This window comes from Chryseobacterium sp. (assembly GCF_008014695.1).
In the GTDB taxonomy this organism is placed as follows: domain Bacteria; phylum Bacteroidota; class Bacteroidia; order Flavobacteriales; family Weeksellaceae; genus Kaistella.
In genome coordinates this window covers 170,934-188,308 of record NZ_VOXE01000002.1, presented here as the reverse complement: position 1 = coordinate 188,308, position 17,375 = coordinate 170,934, and the positions used below count along the sequence as shown (strand labels likewise).

The 17,375-nt window shown below is 39.9% G+C and carries 18 protein-coding genes; 8 read left to right on the top strand and 10 right to left on the bottom strand.

Going from position 1 to position 17,375, the window contains the following annotated elements; all coding sequences use genetic code 11:
- Nucleotides 1-35: 35 nt before the first annotated feature.
- From FUA25_RS05295 to FUA25_RS05275, 5 genes are all read left to right on the top strand, one after another.
- A complete protein-coding gene (locus FUA25_RS05295) occupies nt 36-2,408 on the top strand; it encodes a M1 family metallopeptidase (RefSeq protein WP_147755865.1) in 2,373 nt (790 codons plus the stop codon).
- Between the two features lie 171 nt (nt 2,409-2,579).
- A complete protein-coding gene (gene groES, locus FUA25_RS05290; RefSeq protein WP_147755864.1) occupies nt 2,580-2,858 on the top strand; it encodes a co-chaperone GroES in 279 nt (92 codons plus the stop codon).
- Between the two features lie 95 nt (nt 2,859-2,953).
- Nucleotides 2,954-4,579 (top strand): chaperonin GroEL, encoded by a 1,626-nt coding sequence (gene groL / locus FUA25_RS05285; protein WP_147755863.1) that lies wholly within the window; start codon nt 2,954-2,956, stop codon nt 4,577-4,579.
- A gap of 350 nt (nt 4,580-4,929) precedes the next feature.
- Nucleotides 4,930-5,976, top strand: coding sequence for a RelA/SpoT domain-containing protein (locus FUA25_RS05280; protein WP_147755862.1), 1,047 nt, complete (start codon nt 4,930-4,932; stop codon nt 5,974-5,976).
- Between the two features lie 489 nt (nt 5,977-6,465).
- Nucleotides 6,466-6,993, top strand: coding sequence for a hypothetical protein (locus FUA25_RS05275; protein WP_147755861.1), 528 nt, complete (start codon nt 6,466-6,468; stop codon nt 6,991-6,993).
- Nucleotides 6,994-7,307: 314 nt separating this feature from the next.
- Here FUA25_RS05275 and FUA25_RS05270 read toward each other — a convergent pair whose 3' ends face one another.
- Nucleotides 7,308-7,793 carry a hypothetical protein gene (locus tag FUA25_RS05270; RefSeq protein WP_147755860.1) on the bottom strand — a complete coding sequence of 162 codons (486 nt, stop codon included), beginning with the start codon at nt 7,791-7,793 and terminating at the stop codon, nt 7,308-7,310.
- 282 nt (nt 7,794-8,075) lie between these two features.
- Here FUA25_RS05270 and FUA25_RS05265 point away from each other — a divergent pair, with 282 nt between their 5' ends.
- Together FUA25_RS05265 and FUA25_RS05260 are read left to right on the top strand one after the other, a co-directional pair.
- Nucleotides 8,076-8,798: a hypothetical protein gene (locus FUA25_RS05265; RefSeq protein WP_147755859.1), complete on the top strand. Its 723-nt coding sequence runs from the start codon at nt 8,076-8,078 to the stop codon at nt 8,796-8,798.
- A gap of 108 nt (nt 8,799-8,906) precedes the next feature.
- Nucleotides 8,907-9,407: a hypothetical protein gene (locus FUA25_RS05260; protein WP_147755858.1), complete on the top strand. Its 501-nt coding sequence runs from the start codon at nt 8,907-8,909 to the stop codon at nt 9,405-9,407.
- Between the two features lie 63 nt (nt 9,408-9,470).
- Here FUA25_RS05260 and FUA25_RS05255 read toward each other — a convergent pair whose 3' ends face one another.
- Genes FUA25_RS05255 through truA form a run of 3 tightly spaced genes read right to left on the bottom strand, consistent with a single transcriptional unit; the run spans nt 9,471 to nt 12,306 of the window.
- Complete coding sequence (locus FUA25_RS05255; protein WP_147755857.1) at nt 9,471-11,219, bottom strand: ABC transporter ATP-binding protein; 1,749 nt, start codon at nt 11,217-11,219, stop codon at nt 9,471-9,473.
- A gap of 5 nt (nt 11,220-11,224) precedes the next feature.
- On the bottom strand, nt 11,225-11,566 hold the full coding sequence (locus tag FUA25_RS05250) for a hypothetical protein (RefSeq protein ID WP_147755856.1): 342 nt from the start codon (nt 11,564-11,566) through the stop codon (nt 11,225-11,227).
- Between the two features lie 5 nt (nt 11,567-11,571).
- Nucleotides 11,572-12,306: a tRNA pseudouridine(38-40) synthase TruA gene (gene truA, locus FUA25_RS05245; protein WP_147755855.1), complete on the bottom strand. Its 735-nt coding sequence runs from the start codon at nt 12,304-12,306 to the stop codon at nt 11,572-11,574.
- 129 nt (nt 12,307-12,435) lie between these two features.
- Here truA and lpxK point away from each other — a divergent pair, with 129 nt between their 5' ends.
- Entirely contained in the window at nt 12,436-13,461 is a 1,026-nt protein-coding gene (gene lpxK / locus FUA25_RS05240; RefSeq protein ID WP_147755854.1) for a tetraacyldisaccharide 4'-kinase, read from the top strand.
- A gap of 38 nt (nt 13,462-13,499) precedes the next feature.
- Here the strand turns inward: lpxK and FUA25_RS05235 are convergent, their stop codons facing one another.
- The 6 genes from FUA25_RS05235 to FUA25_RS05210 all read right to left on the bottom strand — a co-directional run bounded on the left by FUA25_RS05235 (nt 13,500) and on the right by FUA25_RS05210 (nt 17,259).
- The gene (locus FUA25_RS05235) at nt 13,500-14,267 is read right to left on the bottom strand and encodes a T9SS type A sorting domain-containing protein (protein WP_147755853.1); all 768 of its coding nucleotides are present in this window, start codon (nt 14,265-14,267) and stop codon (nt 13,500-13,502) included.
- A gap of 1 nt (nt 14,268) precedes the next feature.
- On the bottom strand, nt 14,269-14,793 hold the full coding sequence (locus FUA25_RS05230) for an ankyrin repeat domain-containing protein (RefSeq protein ID WP_147755852.1): 525 nt from the start codon (nt 14,791-14,793) through the stop codon (nt 14,269-14,271).
- The gene (locus FUA25_RS05225; RefSeq protein ID WP_147755851.1) at nt 14,790-15,332 is read right to left on the bottom strand and encodes a YceI family protein; all 543 of its coding nucleotides are present in this window, start codon (nt 15,330-15,332) and stop codon (nt 14,790-14,792) included. The genes FUA25_RS05230 and FUA25_RS05225 overlap by 4 nt, the downstream gene beginning before the upstream one ends.
- Before the next feature lie 14 nt (nt 15,333-15,346).
- Entirely contained in the window at nt 15,347-15,700 is a 354-nt protein-coding gene (locus FUA25_RS05220) for a c-type cytochrome (protein WP_147755850.1), read from the bottom strand.
- A 9-nt stretch (nt 15,701-15,709) separates the two neighbouring features.
- The gene (locus tag FUA25_RS05215; protein ID WP_147755849.1) at nt 15,710-16,552 is read right to left on the bottom strand and encodes a DUF5777 family beta-barrel protein; all 843 of its coding nucleotides are present in this window, start codon (nt 16,550-16,552) and stop codon (nt 15,710-15,712) included.
- A gap of 71 nt (nt 16,553-16,623) precedes the next feature.
- Complete coding sequence (locus FUA25_RS05210) at nt 16,624-17,259, bottom strand: Crp/Fnr family transcriptional regulator (protein ID WP_147755848.1); 636 nt, start codon at nt 17,257-17,259, stop codon at nt 16,624-16,626.
- Nucleotides 17,260-17,375: the final 116 nt, after the last annotated feature.

Sequence of the window (17,375 nt, the reverse complement as noted above, 5' to 3'; positions counted from 1 at the left end):
TAACTATTTTTGATTAAAATTTTTAAACTTTGAATATGAAATTCAAATCCCTCCTTTTATCATTTTTTCTTCCTTTAGGGATGTTTGCCCAGGATGTCCAGAACAATCCTTCAAGCAACCATGGAAATAAATTCGAACAGTTGGGCACCATGCTGCCGACTCCCAATATGTACAGAACCGCTTCGGGCGCGCCCGGACAGGGCTATTGGCAAAACGGTGCCGATTACGAGATTTCAGCGTTTCTTGATGAAGACAAAAGAAACCTTAAAGGTTCCGAAACAGTTACTTACTACAACAATTCTCCGGATGATCTGGAGTATTTATGGCTTCAGCTTGATGAAAACCAACAGTCTTCTGTAAAAAATGCAGGTTATGACGGCGAGTCCACGCTTCCGCGCCAGTCTTTTTCCGACCGCTTGAGAATTACTGAACTGCCTAAAAAAGACAACGGTTACGGCGTAAATCTCGAAAAAGTGACCGACGCATCCGGAAACCCATTGAAATATGTGGTGAACAAAACCATGATGCGGATTGATTTGCCAAAAATCCTGAAAAAAGGAGAGAAATTTATATTTAAGATCGACTGGAATTACAATATTCCCAACCGAATCGCCATGGGCGGAAGAGGCGGCTATGAAAATTTTCCGGAAGACGGCAACGATTTGTACACCATCACCCAGTGGTATCCGCGAATGTGTGTGTACAGCGATTTTAAAGGATGGCAGAACAACCAGTTTACCGGACGCGGCGAATTTGCATTGGCTTTCGGGAACTTTAAAGTAACCATGAATGTTCCTGCGGACCATATTGTTACCGGAACCGGCGTTGGAAAAAATTACGAACAGGTCTTAAGTCCTGCGCAGTTTTCCCGATGGAAACAGGCACAGAATTCAGCAGAACCGCTGGAAATTGTCACCTTGGATGAAGCTAAAAAAGCGGAGAAAAACAAATCAAAACAAAGAAAAACCTGGATTTTTGAAGCCGAAAATGTTCGTGATTTCGCCTGGACTTCCTCCAGAAAATTCATCTGGGACGCGATGAAGGTCACCATTCCTGAAAACGGAAACCAGGTGATGGCCATGAGTTTATATCCGAAAGAAGCCTATAATTTATACCGAAAATTCTCTACAAAAGCGGTCGCCCATACCATAAAAACCTATTCTGAATTTACGATTCCTTACCCTTATCCGGTGGCGCAGTCTATTGAAGCCGCAAACGGAATGGAATATCCGATGATCTGTTTCAATTACGGGAGAACAGAAAAAGACGGCACTTATTCTGAAGGCATCAAAAACGGAATGATTGGCGTGATTATTCATGAAGTCGGGCATAATTTCTTCCCGATGATCATCAATTCCGATGAAAGACAGTGGTCCTGGATGGATGAAGGCCTCAATACATTTGTGGAATATCTGACCGAGGAAAAATGGGACAATAAATTCCCTTCCAGAAGAGGTCCCGCTCACACCATCGTTGATTATATGAAACTCCCGAAAGACCAGCTGGAGCCTATTATGACCAATTCGGAAAACATCAATCAGTTCGGTCCGAATGCGTATTCCAAACCGGCAACTGGTCTGAATATTCTCCGCGAAACCATTATGGGACGTGAACTTTTCGACAAAGCTTTTAAAACGTATGCTAAAAGATGGGCTTTCAAACACCCTGAACCGGCGGATTTCTTCAGAACGATGAATGACGCAAGTGCCGAAAACCTTGACTGGTTCTGGCGCGGCTGGTTTTACGGAATCAATCCTGTAGATATTTCAATCGATAAAGTAACGGTTGCTGGGCCGGATCTGGAAGCGGTTCCAAGATCTCAGGACATCACCTATAATGTTGAAAAACCTTTGCAGAACAGTTTTGAAGATATTTCGAAAATCAGAAACCGCGAAGATAAAAACATCACCTTCTATACCGATAAGGATAAAGAAACCCAGGATTTCTACTGGCGTTACGACCGCGGCATGGAAAAAGTGGACAATGACAAAAAGTATGCTGTGAAAATTGAAAACACGGAAAAAGTTCCTGAAAAGGATAAAGCAAAACTCCAGAATATCACTGCTTACCAAATCGACTTTAGCAATAAAGGAGGCTTGGTGATGCCAATTATCCTTGAATTCACCTTTGAAGACGGTAGCAAACTTGTGGACAAATCTTCAGCCCAGATCTGGAGAAAAAACGAACAGAAGGTTTCCAAAACCTATTATTTCGATAAAAAATTGAAATCCATCCAGCTCGACCCAATGAAAGAAACCGCGGATATTGATACTTCCAACAATTTCTGGGGCGAGATTCCTGTACCTTCATCAAAATTCCAGGTTTTCAAACAGAAAACGGGAGATGCAGCAAGAGGTGCTGCCCAGGAAAGGGTAAACCCGATGCAGGCGGCAGGAAAGAAAAACTAAACGAAAAAAGTCATTCACATCTGAATGACTTTTTTTATGACAAAATTTCACTCTGTTGGCGAAAACCTGCCAAATTTTAACATAAGCAAAGCCACATCTTGCCGAGATCATCATTGGCAAAGTTTTGGAGAAACAGATGGCAAGTCAAAAATTTAACTAAAACAATACAATATGTCAGTAAATTTCAAACCATTAGCAGACCGCGTTCTTATTGAACCAAACGCTGCAGAAACTACAACTGCCTCAGGAATTATTATTCCGGATACCGCAAAAGAAAAACCACAGGAAGGAACCGTAATCGCTGTTGGAAACGGCAAAATCGATGAACCAATGACGGTTAAAGCCGGAGACAAAGTTTTGTACGGAAAATATTCAGGTTCTGAATTGAAACTGGATGGTAAAGATTACCTCATCGTAAGAGAATCTGATTTATTGGGAATTTTAGGATAAAATTGTAAAAAGTAAAAGGTATTCATGTAAAATGATTTTCCATGAATACGTCATTTCATTAATACACTGTACAAAGTACATTAATACAACAAATTATGGCAAAAGAAATAAAATTCGATATCGAATCAAGAGACGCACTGAAAAGAGGCGTAGATGCATTGGCAAATGCAGTTAAAGTAACGTTAGGACCGAAAGGCAGAAATGTAGTGATCGAAAAATCTTTCGGTGCACCGCACGTAACCAAAGACGGTGTTACCGTTGCTAAAGAAATTGAACTGGAAGACCGTGTTGAAAACATGGGAGCTCAGATGGTGAAGGAAGTAGCTTCCAAAACCAACGATATCGCCGGAGACGGAACCACTACTGCAACCGTTCTAGCACAGGCTATCGTTCGCGAAGGTCTGAAAAACGTTGCAGCAGGTGCAAACCCAATGGATCTGAAAAGAGGGATCGACAAAGCAGTTACTGCTGTCGTGAAAAACCTCGTTTCTCAGTCTCAGGAAGTGGGCGATACTTCAGAAAAAATCAGACAGATTGCTTCAATCTCTGCGAACAACGATGATACCATCGGAACGCTGATCGCTGAAGCGTTCGGAAAAGTGGGTAAAGAAGGTGTAATTACGGTGGAAGAAGCAAAAGGAACCGACACTACAGTTGATGTGGTGGAAGGAATGCAGTTCGACAGAGGTTACCAGTCTCCTTACTTCGTGACCAATCCTGAAAAGATGGTTGCGGAACTTGAAAATCCATACATCTTGTTGGTAGAGAAAAAAATCTCTTCCATGAAAGAATTGCTTCCGGTTCTGGAACCGGTTGCTCAGGCAGGAAAATCACTTTTAATCATCTGTGAAGAGGTTGAAGGGGAAGCTTTGGCTACTTTGGTCGTGAACAAACTAAGAGGTTCGTTGAAAATCGCAGCAGTGAAAGCTCCTGGATTTGGCGACAGAAGAAAAGCAATGTTGGAAGACATCGCAATCTTAACCGGAGGAACTGTTATTTCTGAAGAAAGAGGGTTCACCATGGAAAACGCTACGTTGGAAATGTTGGGTACTGCTGAAAAAGTAACCATCGATAAAGACAATACTACTCTTGTAAACGGTGCTGGTGAAGAAAGCCTGATTAAAGGTCGTGTAAACCAGATCAAAGCACAGATGGAATCTACCACTTCCGATTACGACAGAGAAAAACTTCAGGAAAGACTGGCCAAACTGGCCGGCGGAGTTGCCGTACTGTACGTAGGTGCTGCTTCTGAAGTGGAAATGAAAGAGAAAAAAGACCGTGTTGACGATGCATTGCATGCAACAAGAGCTGCCGTGGAAGAAGGAATTGTTCCCGGAGGTGGTGTTGCTTTGGTAAGAGCGATCTCGGTGCTGGATTTCGAAGGGGCAAACCAGGACGAATCAACCGGGATCAAGATCGTGAAAAGAGCGATCGAAGAGCCGTTGAGACAGATCGTGGCCAACGCAGGAGGCGAAGGTTCCGTGATCGTGGCGAAAGTTGCGGAAGGAAGCGGAGATTTCGGTTTCAATGCGAAAACCGACGAATATGTAAACATGTACGAAGCAGGAATCATTGACCCTACGAAAGTAGTTCGTGTAGCTTTGGAAAACGCAGCATCCGTATCCGGAATGTTGCTGACGACCGAATGTGTCATCACCGAAGTGAAAAGCGCAGAACCTGCCATGCCTATGGGCGGCGGAGGAATGCCGGGAATGATGTAAGCGGCTTCGCGCCATAAGCATTAAGCAATAGGCTTTAAGCTTACAGCATACTGCCTAAAGCATATAGCAACAAAAAATCCGTTCAGAATTTTCTGAGCGGATTTTTTTTGTGTCACTGCGAACCAACTTGTGTCATTGCAAGGATCGGCTTCCGACGCCAGTCAGGAGCCGCGACGAGGCAGTCCCAACGATAAATAACAAGTCCGCTCAGAAAATTCTGAATGGGCTTTTTACTGCTGACATACAAACTTATTTAATTATATTTGAAAAAGATAAGCTGGGCACACTATACATAGCTACCAATTGTGATGCTTGTATTATTATATCAGACATATAGAAGTCATACTTTTATGAAGTATTCTCGTAAACAAATATCAAAAGCAGGAAATATATTATTAACATCCAAATCACAGGATGAAATAAATGATGCTCTTTTTTTAATTAATGATTGGAGAGCAAATCATTTACAACCATTAAAAGTAATGAAACGTAGACTTGTCAAAGTGATTGAAAAAAATAAAATATCTCCTATTCTTATTTCACAAAGACTTAAACGTTTAACCTCCATTGTATACAAATTAGATTTAAATCCTCAAATGGGATTAGGTGGCATGCAAGATCTAGGAGGATATCGTGCAGTACTAAAGGACGTTAAAGACCTATATAAATTAAAAGCTATCTTAGAAAATACTAATCATTATAATAGATATGAAAAACGTAATGATTACGTAGAATCTCCTAAAACTTCTGGATATAGAAGTATACATTATATTTACAAATATTCTTCAAGAGTCCCTGAGTATGATAATTTAAAAGTTGAATTACAAATTAGGACTAAACTTCAGCACAATTGGGCTACAGCAGTTGAAACTGCAGAAATTATTACCAAAACATCTTTAAAATCTAGTCAAGGTCCAGATGAATGGTTAATTTTATTTAAGATTGTAAGTTCATTATTTGCAATTAAGGAAAATCTTCCTGTATTAGAGGAACATGAAGATATGACTATGCAAGAACTTATGGTTCAATGTTATAGTCTTTGCGAAAAATTGAACGTATTAGATACTTTAAGAGCATTAAGAGTAACAACCGAACATCTTGAAAAACAAAAATTCCCTGGAGATTATTATTTGATACATATAGACACCGAAAAAAAAGGCGTTACAATTAACGTATTTAATAAATCAAAATATGAGTTAGCTACGCAAAGATATTTAGAAATAGAAAGAGCAATTGATGATTCTAAAAGTGCAGTTGTTTTAGTTTCTGCAACTTCATTTAAAGATTTGAAAAAAGCTTATCCAAGTTATTTCCTAGATACCTCTGAATTTCTTAATGCTTTGGAAAAAATAAACGCTAATTGTATTAAACTGAAATTGGTTAAAATGAATGCTTAACATAGTTACTCCCACTACCGAACGAATCCTTTTGGTGTGTCACATCATTTTTTATAATAATTCCCTCTGTTTTGTAAACGAGTTATATCCCATTAAATCATCATTATGCTCAAAATCGAATTCGAAGAGCCTCATTGGTTACCGGAATTATTAGCATTGGAGATTGGGGAGACGACGAGGAGCCAAAACCCGCACCGCTTTTCCATTTAGGATCTGGACAAACGGCGAAAACTATCAGGTTGGCCTTATATAGACAAGGAAGAATCTTCCTGGCAACAAGACTTACTCGGAAATATCCTTGACCGAAGCTAAGCGCTAAATCATCCCTGGATTAAAGATGTTTTTCATATTACCGACCATATTAGAAGACAAAGAAATTATTGAATATCTTTCCTAAACTAAACTACAATCCTTTGGTTTCACTTTATATTCCGGTCCCCAACCCCATCCACCCCCTCCTGAACCCCTCCGGACCATTAATTTAATCTGATGAAAACGATACCCCAAATTAACTTCTCAAAAAGCATTGAAAAAAAATGGTTGGTTTATAAAGAATCTTTTTTTGACAGACTAGATACTTTTACACATATAATTGCAGCTCTGGGTATATGTTTCGCAACATTTATGGTCCTGAAAAATGAACAAAATTTGAATGAAAATGAAAAATTTTTTATCTACCTATCAGGTTTAATTTCTTTGTCATTTTGTTATATAACATATAAAAAATTAACTGAGAAACGTTTGAAAGTTGTTGTAACCAAATGTAATGAAGAACAAAACAGGGCAATGTTAAAAAAGCTTTCTGAAAGCAATGGATGGGTTGAATTTAGGAATGATTCAAATGTATTTGTTTTTTATGAAGATGCAGGGAATCAGAATACCTATATTAAAATACTGTTTCTTCAAAATAATAAGATTTATTTTACTGTTTTAACTGAGAGATTTCGATTGAATTATCCAACTTTTACAGAAAACCGATCCTTAAAAAAGCTTCTAGAAAATTCAGCCCATAATTAGCCCCGCACTGCTACGCGAAATCGCAGCTTACCTCTTTCATGTGCCCTCCCATTCCGCTCCCCAACCCCATCCGCCCGGTTCTGAACCCCGCCGGACCATTAATTTAATCCATCGACGGGGTATTTTACCCTGCTCTTCCGGTAAATGTCCCCAAATTAATGGTTGTTCAACCGGAAAATTGGGGTCCGGAACACCAAATTTGGGGTTAGAAAGCGCACCGACGGGGTCATTTAATGGTCCAATGGAGTAAAAGACCGCAACGAGGCACAAAAAAAGCCCGCCGATGGAGCGGGCCTTTTTGTACATGGCAAATCTTAAGTACCCTGCGGGCTGGAGTTCGTATTTTTACCACTACGGACGAAGAACTGTTTCATTTCATTGAACTTGGTTTCATACCCGTCGGCGCCCGTACCTGCACGGTAGCCGGAATAAGCATAATCGGCCAGCGCTGCCTGGTAGTTATCATAGTCGTGGAGGGTCTTGGCGTTCTTCAGTTTGGTCACCATTGCTTCCAGACTCGTAATCAGGCTGTCGAGCACTTCCCTGCTTTTGAGATCCCTTTCGAACTCGTCCCAATCCACATCGGCCACCGAAAGGCCGGGGTTGCTTTTATGGTAATCGTTCACTTTGTTCACGAGCAGCTTGTTCTGTTCGTTGATGCTGCCGTACCGCTGCCGTTCTTCGCTGGTGAGTGTTACATTCACTGCACTCAGTGCATTTTCCAATTCAGCAACTGCAGCTTTTGCGGCAGTTACCTGTGCTGCGCTCAGGTGCGCGCTGTTTAAATTAGTTAATGGCATAGTATGAAGTTTTTTTGTTGAATAAAATTAATCATTTTTCTCAATATCAAAACATAACCTGCTGACTTTTAACACATCATGAGTAAAAATTTTGATCATTTTATCAATTACTTTTGTTCATCAGAGTTCTAATAACGGTGCATTTTTCTTCAAAGGAAAGCCTAGTTTATTTTTTGTGAGTTTACTTTAGTATATTTGGTTTCGAACTTAATGATAATGTGTGAGACACTTGAGGACTCAAAAATGCTGAATGTAATATCTAAATAATACAGTAGAAATTCCATGAAAAAGATTGCACCGTTATTTTTATTATTTATTTGTAGTGTATGTTATTCGCAACTACGACCAAATATCTTAGAATTAGCAAATAAACTATCAAATTTTGAGAGAGCAGAGTCACAATATGTGAATGTTGACGGAGCCCCAAGTAAGGTTTATATTATTTATGACAGCATTAATAAAACAGCTACGCAAGAAGAAATTGAATATTTAGCTTTTAGTAGAAATCCAGTTTTGAAAGCTTATTTTTCACAAAGTCTTGTTAATAGGAAATCAAATAAAATTGTTGACTTATATAAACAGCATATGCAAGATAACGACTCTGTGCAGATAAAAACGGGTTGCGTTGTAAATAATATTAACTTGGCAAACGACCTGTATCAAAGCGTTTATAATATTCCCCGCTTGATTGCCGAGGCAAAAGAATATAAAGATATTTTGAATTCAAAAAAATTTGTCGGAGATCAATATATGACAGACGAAATTAAAAAAAGGTCCGAAAATTATAAAAACTGGACCGTTAAAGAAGCAAATGAATTATTATATCAATTGGATGAAACTGCTTTGGAAAATAAAAATACCCCAAAAAATATAGTCGAGTATATTTGTCAGATCAATCAATACTTTAAAAAAAAGCTTCCATATTTTAAAAAACTGGACTTTTTCAAATTAAAATACAAATCTGAAGTAATCACCAATTACATTAGTTTTTGCGAAGGCACATAAAAAGTACGGTTCAGGGTTTGTGAACCGGCCTTCAGTATATTTGAATTTTGTAATTAAGTATTAAGACTGTGATAGTAAAAGTTCTGTATAATCATAAAAACCTGAAATATGAATAGATTAAATTTAATGCTAATGATGCTTTTTTTCTTACCAAATTTTATCTTTTGTCAAGATCTCATGGGGTACTCTATATTAAAAACAAATTCCGGTGAAGTTAAAATTCCAGGCAATTGGGTGCAATTAAATAAAATAGAGGATTCCGGTCAAACTTATTTAAAAAATAAAGATGGAGTAATAATAGCAATTGCTCAAAATCCTAAAAAAGCATATTCTTTCTTTAAAAGCAATAAATCAGATTTTGAAAACGTAAAGCTCTTCTATATTTGGGATTCAGATTACAGGAAAGAAAATAAATTTAAAACAGAAAAGATCAAAGAAAATTCTAAATTAGAATATATAATTTGGAAATATAATGATGAAAAAGAAGATAATATATTTCTATTCGGTTCAACTAAAAATAATTTTTTGAATCTGCTCGTTTATACAGATAAATGGAGTCAAGATGAAAAAATAATCTTTTTAGAAAATCTATATAAATTGAATAAATAACTCAGTTTTTTTCCTGTCCCTCGCTGCCGAACGAATTCTTCGTGTGGCGCACGGGATGATACATCAAGATTCACTCTCCTCCACCTCATGCTTCAGCTGCGATTTGTACAGCGTCGCGTAATAACCGTTCTGGTGCAGCAGTTCCATGTGTCTGCCTTCTTCCACAATCTTCCCGCCATCCATAACGATGATCTTGTCGGCTTTTTCAATCGTGGAAAGCCGGTGCGCGATAATGATGGAGGTCCGGTTTTTCGTGATTTTTTCCGTGGCACGCTGGATGAGTTTTTCACTTTCGTGATCAATGGATGACGTGGCTTCATCCAGAATCAGGATCTTGGGATCCGACAGATAGGCTCTTAAAAATGACAGCAGCTGTCGCTGGCCCAGGGAAATGGAGCTGCCGCGTTCGCTCACGACATATTCATAACCGCCCGGAAGGCTTTCGATAAATTCATCTACTTCGATATCCTGTGCCACTTTGCGGATCCGTTCCATCGTCACGGTATCGTCGCCAAAGGCCAGGTTTTCAAAAATGGTTCCGTGGAAAAGGAACACATCCTGCAGTACCACGCCGATATGGCTCCTTAAATTATAGAGTTCATAGTCCTTCAGATTCACATCATCCAAAAGAATCTTTCCGGAATTGATGTCATAAAGACGGGTGATCAGACTGATGATCGTGGATTTTCCGGCACCGGTTGCCCCGACAATCGCCACGGTTTCTCCCGGATTCACTTTAAAACTGATGCCTTTCAGCACTTCCTGTTTGTCGTCATAGGAAAAATGAACATCGCGGAATTCAATCTTACCATCGAAATGGTCTTTGGAGACCGTCCCTTTGTTCGTCATGGCAAAATCCTCGTCCATGACGCCCAGAACCCTTTCCGCACCCACAATTCCGCGCTGGATGTTGTTGAAGCGGTCGGCAATCTGCCGCAGCGGTCGGATCAGCATGGAGATAAACTGGATAAAGGCAATGACTTTTCCGGCAGTAATCGTCACATATCCGCCATAGAAAAGGATAAATCCGATAAACAGGGAAGAGATCAGTTCCACCACGGGGAAAAAGAGGGAAAAGATAAAAACAGTTCTCAGCAGTGCACTTTTTAACGTGATGTTGATCTCATCAAATTTTTTAAATTCAGCCTGCTGACGGTTAAACACCTGAATGATCGGCATTCCTGCCAGTCTTTCCTGAACGAAGGAATTCTGGTTCGACGTCCATGTTCGTTCGTCGCCAAAGGCTTTCCTCAATCTTTTCTGAAAAAACCTGGTGATGAAGACCATAAGAGGGAGAATAGCCAGGGAAATATAACTCAGGTGTACATCCACCTGAAACATCATGACCAATACGAAAACAATCCGTAAAATATCCCCGAACACCATGAGAAAGCCGTCGGTATACACCGTCGCAATGGTTTCCACATCGCCTACTGCACGCGTGACGAGCTGACCAATTGCAGTCTTGTCGAAAAAAGAAGTTCGGAAATAGATGAGTTTTTTATACAGTTTTTCGCGGATGTCGCGGATGACATTCTGGGAAATAAAGTTGGAAAAATAAACCAGAAAGAAATTAAAAAAAGACTCGGCAAAGACCAACGCCACCAGAATGTAGATATGCTTCATCATCTGCGACTTGTCTTTCAGTTCGATGATGTCGGTATCCACGATCTGCATCGTGAGATATGGCCTGTACGTGGAAATAACAGACAGAACGATGGAAATAGCCAGGGTCAGGATAAACCAGGACCGGAACTTCATCCCGATGCGGAACAGCCGCTGTATAATCTGCCAGGTGGTTTGCTTCTTCATATTTCTTAAACTTCTCTCTTTCCTATTTCTTCAATTTCAAGGGAAGGCAATTTTATACGTTCCTTTTCGAATCTTTTTTCCAATAATTTATAAATACCATATACTACAATTATAGCAAGTGCCCATCCTATTAGGTTCACCCCGGAAAGGCTGTTATAATTACTGTCATCAATGGAGTCGGGGTCAGTAAATCCTATATAAACCCCAGTTGAGAACAAGAATATAACTTGGGTTCCGATATAAATCGCGATGCCCAATATTCCGTAATGCCATTTTACTTTGTTGAATTTTTCTGCCAATGAGGCATAATAACGGTACGCAGCAATTAAAATAAAGATTCCAATCATATTTTTTATTTAAAGTTATATCCTACATCCACCAGAAAAAGACCTTGCGCCGGTGCAGAAGTACCGGCAGAACTGCGGTTTTTGTCCTCAATAATGGTTCTTAAATCTTCAGGTTCCAGTTTTCCGGCTCCTATTTCCACCATCGTTCCAACGATGGCCCTCACCATATTCCTCAGAAAACGGTCTGCTGAGATCGTGAATTTCAGTTCTGTGCCGTTCTGCTCCCACTGTGCTTTATAGATCCTGCAGTTATTGGTTTTATTGTCGGTATGAAGTTTTGAAAAACTCGTAAAATCTTCGTACTCGAATAAAATTTTGCAGGCGTCATTCATCCTTTCGACCTGAAGTTTTCTTTTCCAGAGCTGCCAGGACGAATCCTGGGTAAAAGGATCTTTTTCGATGGAAATCAGGTATTCATAAGTCCTGTAGGTCGCATCAAAACGCGCATGAAAGTCATCTTCAACCTTAAAAATCCGCTTCACCGCAATATCTGGCGGCAGAAAACTGTTGAGCCGGTGCGTGAGGTTTTCATCCGGAATGGTTTCGGTATCGAAATGGGCAAATATTTTTCTGGCATGAACTCCTGTATCGGTCCTTCCCGCTCCTGTGATCTTGATTTCCGCCCGCAACAGGGTTGAAAGTGCTTTTTCAAGTTCCTCCTGAACAGAGATTTCATTCGGCTGGATCTGGTAGCCAAAATAATTTTTGCCGAAGTAAGAAAACTCAATGAAATAGCGCAAGAATATTTTTTTACAAAATTAACTCAATAATTGAAAATACGGCGAATCTGGGAATTAAAATCACCCCTGTGGAAAAATCATGCTTCAAATCCACCAAAAAAATAATGGAAATCGCTATTTTTGCAGCCTATGAAAAGATGGTATCTCTACCCTTTTTCCCTTGGTTATCATTTCGTAACAGCTTTAAGAAACGCAATGTATGACTGGGGAATTTTTAAATCGACTTCCTTTAAAACGCCCGTCATCAATGTCGGAAACCTTTCGGTGGGCGGCAGCGGAAAATCGCCTATGGTCATGTATCTGGCTGAATTTCTATCGCGCCAGTACCGCACCGGGGTACTTTCGCGCGGTTATGGCAGACTCACAAAAGGGTATGGAATCACGAATTACGACAGCAATTATAAGACGGTGGGCGATGAGGCGATGCAGCTTTTCGAAAGGTTTAAGAACCGTTTCGTCATCGGTGTTTCTGAAGAGCGCGTTCCAGGCGCCAAAAAAATGATCGAAGATATGGACCTGAACGTCCTGATTCTGGATGATGCCTTTCAGCACCGCGCCATTAAGCCCGGTTTCAATATTCTGATGACCGATTATGAGGATCCTTATTTCAAGGATTTTCTTCTGCCTGCAGGCGATCTCCGCGAAAGCCGCCACGGTGCAGAGCGCGCACACATCATTATGGTATCCAAATGTCCGGATGATCTCACAGAAGAAAAAAAACAGTATTACATTTCGAGGATAAAACCTCAGCATTACCAGAAAGTATTTTTTTCGAGCATCGGTTACGACGAAAATGTTTATTCAAAGGATAAAGTTCTGCCCGACAATAACCTGGCGTATTATGATATTCTGCTGATTACGGGTATCGCCAATCCGAAACCGCTGCTGAGCCATCTTTCAAAATTTTCGGAGCGGGTGAAACACCTGAAATTCAAGGACCACCATAACTTCTCGGATGATGACATCAAGAAAATCATTGAAGAATATAAAAAACTCGGTGAATACAAACTTATCCTGACGACCGAGAAAGACTATGTAAGGCTGAAAACTTTTGATTACCTCAGAGAGCTTGTTTATTACTGGCCCATTAATGTAAACATAGACCAGAAGGAAGTTTTCAACCAGACCATTGTTAATTATGTCAGAAAAAATTAGCAAATAAAAAAACCTCAAGAAATCTTGAGGTTTTACTTTTACTGTTTTAAAATCTTTTCGAATACTTTTACACCGTCACTTTTTTCAATCTCAATAAAATAGGTTCCTGAATTGAGTTTGGAAATGTCGATCTGGCTATTCTTGATTTTGGGTTCCAGAATTTTCCTTCCTGAAGTATCATATAATACAATGCTTTTTACTTTCTCCGCACTGTTCAGATAAACAATTCCTTTGGAAGGATTGGGATAGAGCAGTATTTTTTTCTCCATATTCAGATCCACTTCACCTGTTGCCAGTGAAGAATCGAAATTCATCCCCAGTGTTGCGTAATCTCGGTTTCCGGCGCCATGGTAAGAAAGCCCCAGGGTATTATCGCCGTGGGCTACAAACACGTCCATTGTTCCGGCTGCATTGGGAACAGGAGTATCTCCAGAACCGCCGGCAAGCGTTCTCGTTGCCACTACGGTTCTGGTAGAGCCCGCAACAGTGTTTGAAATCACAGTCCAGTCCTGGCTTGCATCTGCAGATGGGGTGACTCCAACACCACTGAAAGTGTAGTCTCTTGATGCGGCTGAATTATAGATGAATCCGTCCGCACCATTTGCCATTCCCTGATTTCCGAACCCTAAGCCCAGAAAGGAGTTGCTAGGTCCAATCAGCGTGATTCTCACAATCGTGGGCGTTGTCTCCATCTTTACAGAAACACCGATAGCACCGACTGCAATTGGAGAACCTGAACTGTACTGTGCAAAAGTTAAAATATTTACACCGATGAGTCCTAAAATAAGTAGAATTTTTCTTTTCATATTAATTGGTTTTTAAAAGGTTAATAATATTTGTTTTTTGGGTTTGCACTGCATATTCAAAAGGTTTTATCCCCATATGGTCCGGCTGGTCTCTTATTGCATTGTTTTCTAAAAGAAGCCGTACCAGTTCTTCATTTCCTGTTTTAACGGCCCAGATCAGCGGTGTCGTGCCGTTGTTATCAGCAATATTCGGATCTGCTTTTTTTCGGAGCAGTGCCTGAACTAATTCTTTATTGTAACGGATGCACAAACCTGCCAAAGCCGTTCCTTCCGGGCTTTTATAATTCACATCCTTTACATTGCCAATGAGGAATTCAGCAACCGCTGTATTCCCGCGGTAGCAGGCCAAAATTAAAGGCGAGAAACCCATTTCATTAGTGGTATTGATAACGTCAGGATTTTTTTTCATCAGGTCCTGCATTTCCGCAACTGTTCCGCTTCTGGCCACATCAAACACATTTTTTTCCTGAGACTTCAGAAAAATGAAGTTCATCAGAATAATCAGAATCAGGAATTTAGCTTTCATTGTTTTAGGAGTTCAAAATTGTATTCAACATTTACATTTTCTGCGATTTTCTTCGTCACCACTTTAGGAATAGTTACCTGATAATCCGCCGGTTTCGCCACGAATTTTCCGGATAGAAAAATTTTACCGTCTTTGATATAAATAGTTGCGGCTGAGTTGACTTTGTTATTGACGCCATGAAAATTCATTGTTCCCGAAATACTGCAGTTTTGAGGACTAGAAGTGAGATTTTCCTTTTTAAAACCTGCAATTTTTCCGGTAAAAGTGATTTTGGGATATTTCGCGGATTCTGCATAATTTTCATTGAAATGTTCTTCCATCAGTGCCACTTTGAATTTAAATTTTTTCGTCATTGCAATAACGGCAATATCCCCACTGTCGGCGTTCAATACCGCTACAACAGTAGTGTTTAAGGCATCAACATCCTCAAAAAGAGGAACGGAAGCTTCGAAATGCACATTTCCTGTTTTGGTGAGATATTTCTGGGAGAATGTAAAATTCGCCACCAAAAGAAACGCTATGATTATAAGATTTTTCATTTGATATTTTTTAATTACTGTTGAAGGCCATCGGTTTTCCATTTTTTTATGATTTCAATCTGAGCGGGAGAGAGGCTTCCGCCCTGCGGCATTTTAAGCGGATCTCCGGCTGGTCTCTGGATCCGGTCCAGAATATCATCAATAGCGTTTTTAATAAGAGTGTAATCCGTAAGCGGGAAAAATGCAGATGCGCCATTAGGGGAATGACAAACCACACAGTTATTGTCAATAATGGGTTTAATGTCCTGAGTGAAAGTTACCATAGCAGGAAGAGGAGTGGACTCTGAAATCTCTTCATAAGTTCTGGTCTCACAACTAACGGAAGAAAGTGCTGCGGCAAAAAGCGCTATTTTAATTAAATTTTTCATCGTTCAGTATTAAAAAACCCTGTATAAATTAAATCCGAAAAAGAAATGCCCTTTCGCCCAGTCGCCGGTAGCATTGGTAAGATAACCTGTTTCTGTAATGGGTTGGGAATTTGTAAAAACCAGTTGAAAAACATGACCTCCTGTATCAATATCCATCCCCACTGAAAGCGGATTTTTATAATAATTCCTGTTTTCGAAATTCAGAAAATATTCAGCGTTAAGGGAGACTCTTTTTGAAATTTTATACCGCCCGCCCATTCCGGCAGAAAACATATTTTCATTTTCAACTAGAGGGTTGATGAGATTTTTATGGATAAAACTGGGGGTGAGCTGCAAACTGAATTCCTCGGAAAACCGTCTGGATATCAAGAGTTGTGAAACGTATGCCAACCGGTCATTAAACTTTATGCCGGGATAATTATCTTTATGAAGTTCCGAATTGATGTCCAGAACATTATAGCCTACGACATCAAAAGGCGAATTACCAACCTGTTTCAGAAGGCGGTATTTTGCCCCGAACTCATAGGTTTTCTGGTAGGTATGGCGGGAAACATGCAGTGAAACCCCATCGGTGAGTCCGTAAATTACTCCCAATTTTGTAGTGGCATGATCCAAACCGAAGAAACTTTTAAATCCGTCGCTCACATCCCCGAAACGGTGAGAAATATCAACGTAAAACTCCTTTTTGGCCGCCATTTTTGTTGACTGCCCCGTTACGACCTGCAGCGCTTTGAAGCTTGGCTGGTAATCCTGAGAGGCTGATGCAGTATCTATCTCCTTCAGTAAATCTTCCTGAGCAAAAACAGAGAATCCGGTGAAAATAAGAACAAATAAATAAATTTTTACATCCATATGTTTTTGGTTTAGCTTTGATGATACCAAACAAAATTATAGATAAAAAACCTAACAAAAAGTGACTAAAGTCACACGCGCGGAAGCACCTCGATCCCCAACGGAGATTGTCGTACATTGCCTTCGTGCTCAAATTTTTTGAGGATTCTGCTCACCACTTCGCGTGCGGTTCCGAGATTATTGGCAATTTCTTTATGGGAGATTTTCACCGGGTTTTTGCCGGTGATTTCCACTTTACTCTGGAGATAATCCATAACCCTTTTGTCCAAACGGTAAAAGATGACTTTGTTAACACTTTCCATCATTTCACCATAACGCAGATCATACTCCCGGTAAAAAAAGCGGTTGATTCCTGGATACTTAAGAATCCACCGTAACACCTGATCTGCAGGCAGCAACAGTACATCAGAAGGTTCTTCGGTACATGCAAAAATTTTGCTTTTGCCCTCACTGAATAAAGTGGAAAAAGTCATTATGCAACTCTGTTCAGGCTTTACAAAATAATGCAGAAGCTCGCGTTCCCCGGTCATGGAATACACTTTTACGAGGCCGCTTATCACGATTGGAATGAATTTGACATTCTGACCCTCCACCATGAGTTCAGTACGGGCTTCGAAACTCCTGACCAAACCATATTCATTGAGTTCCTTTAAAAAATCGGGGCCTAAGAAGCGGAAATGCTGCTCAACTGTTTCGTAACTGCTCATGGTTATTTTTTTATAAAATTATTGTTTTTCCGTCATTATTCTTCACTTTTTATTTAAAAGAAAATATCAATAGAAGCTCGTACTTTTTTAAAATTTTAATTTAATAATTTTGTTTC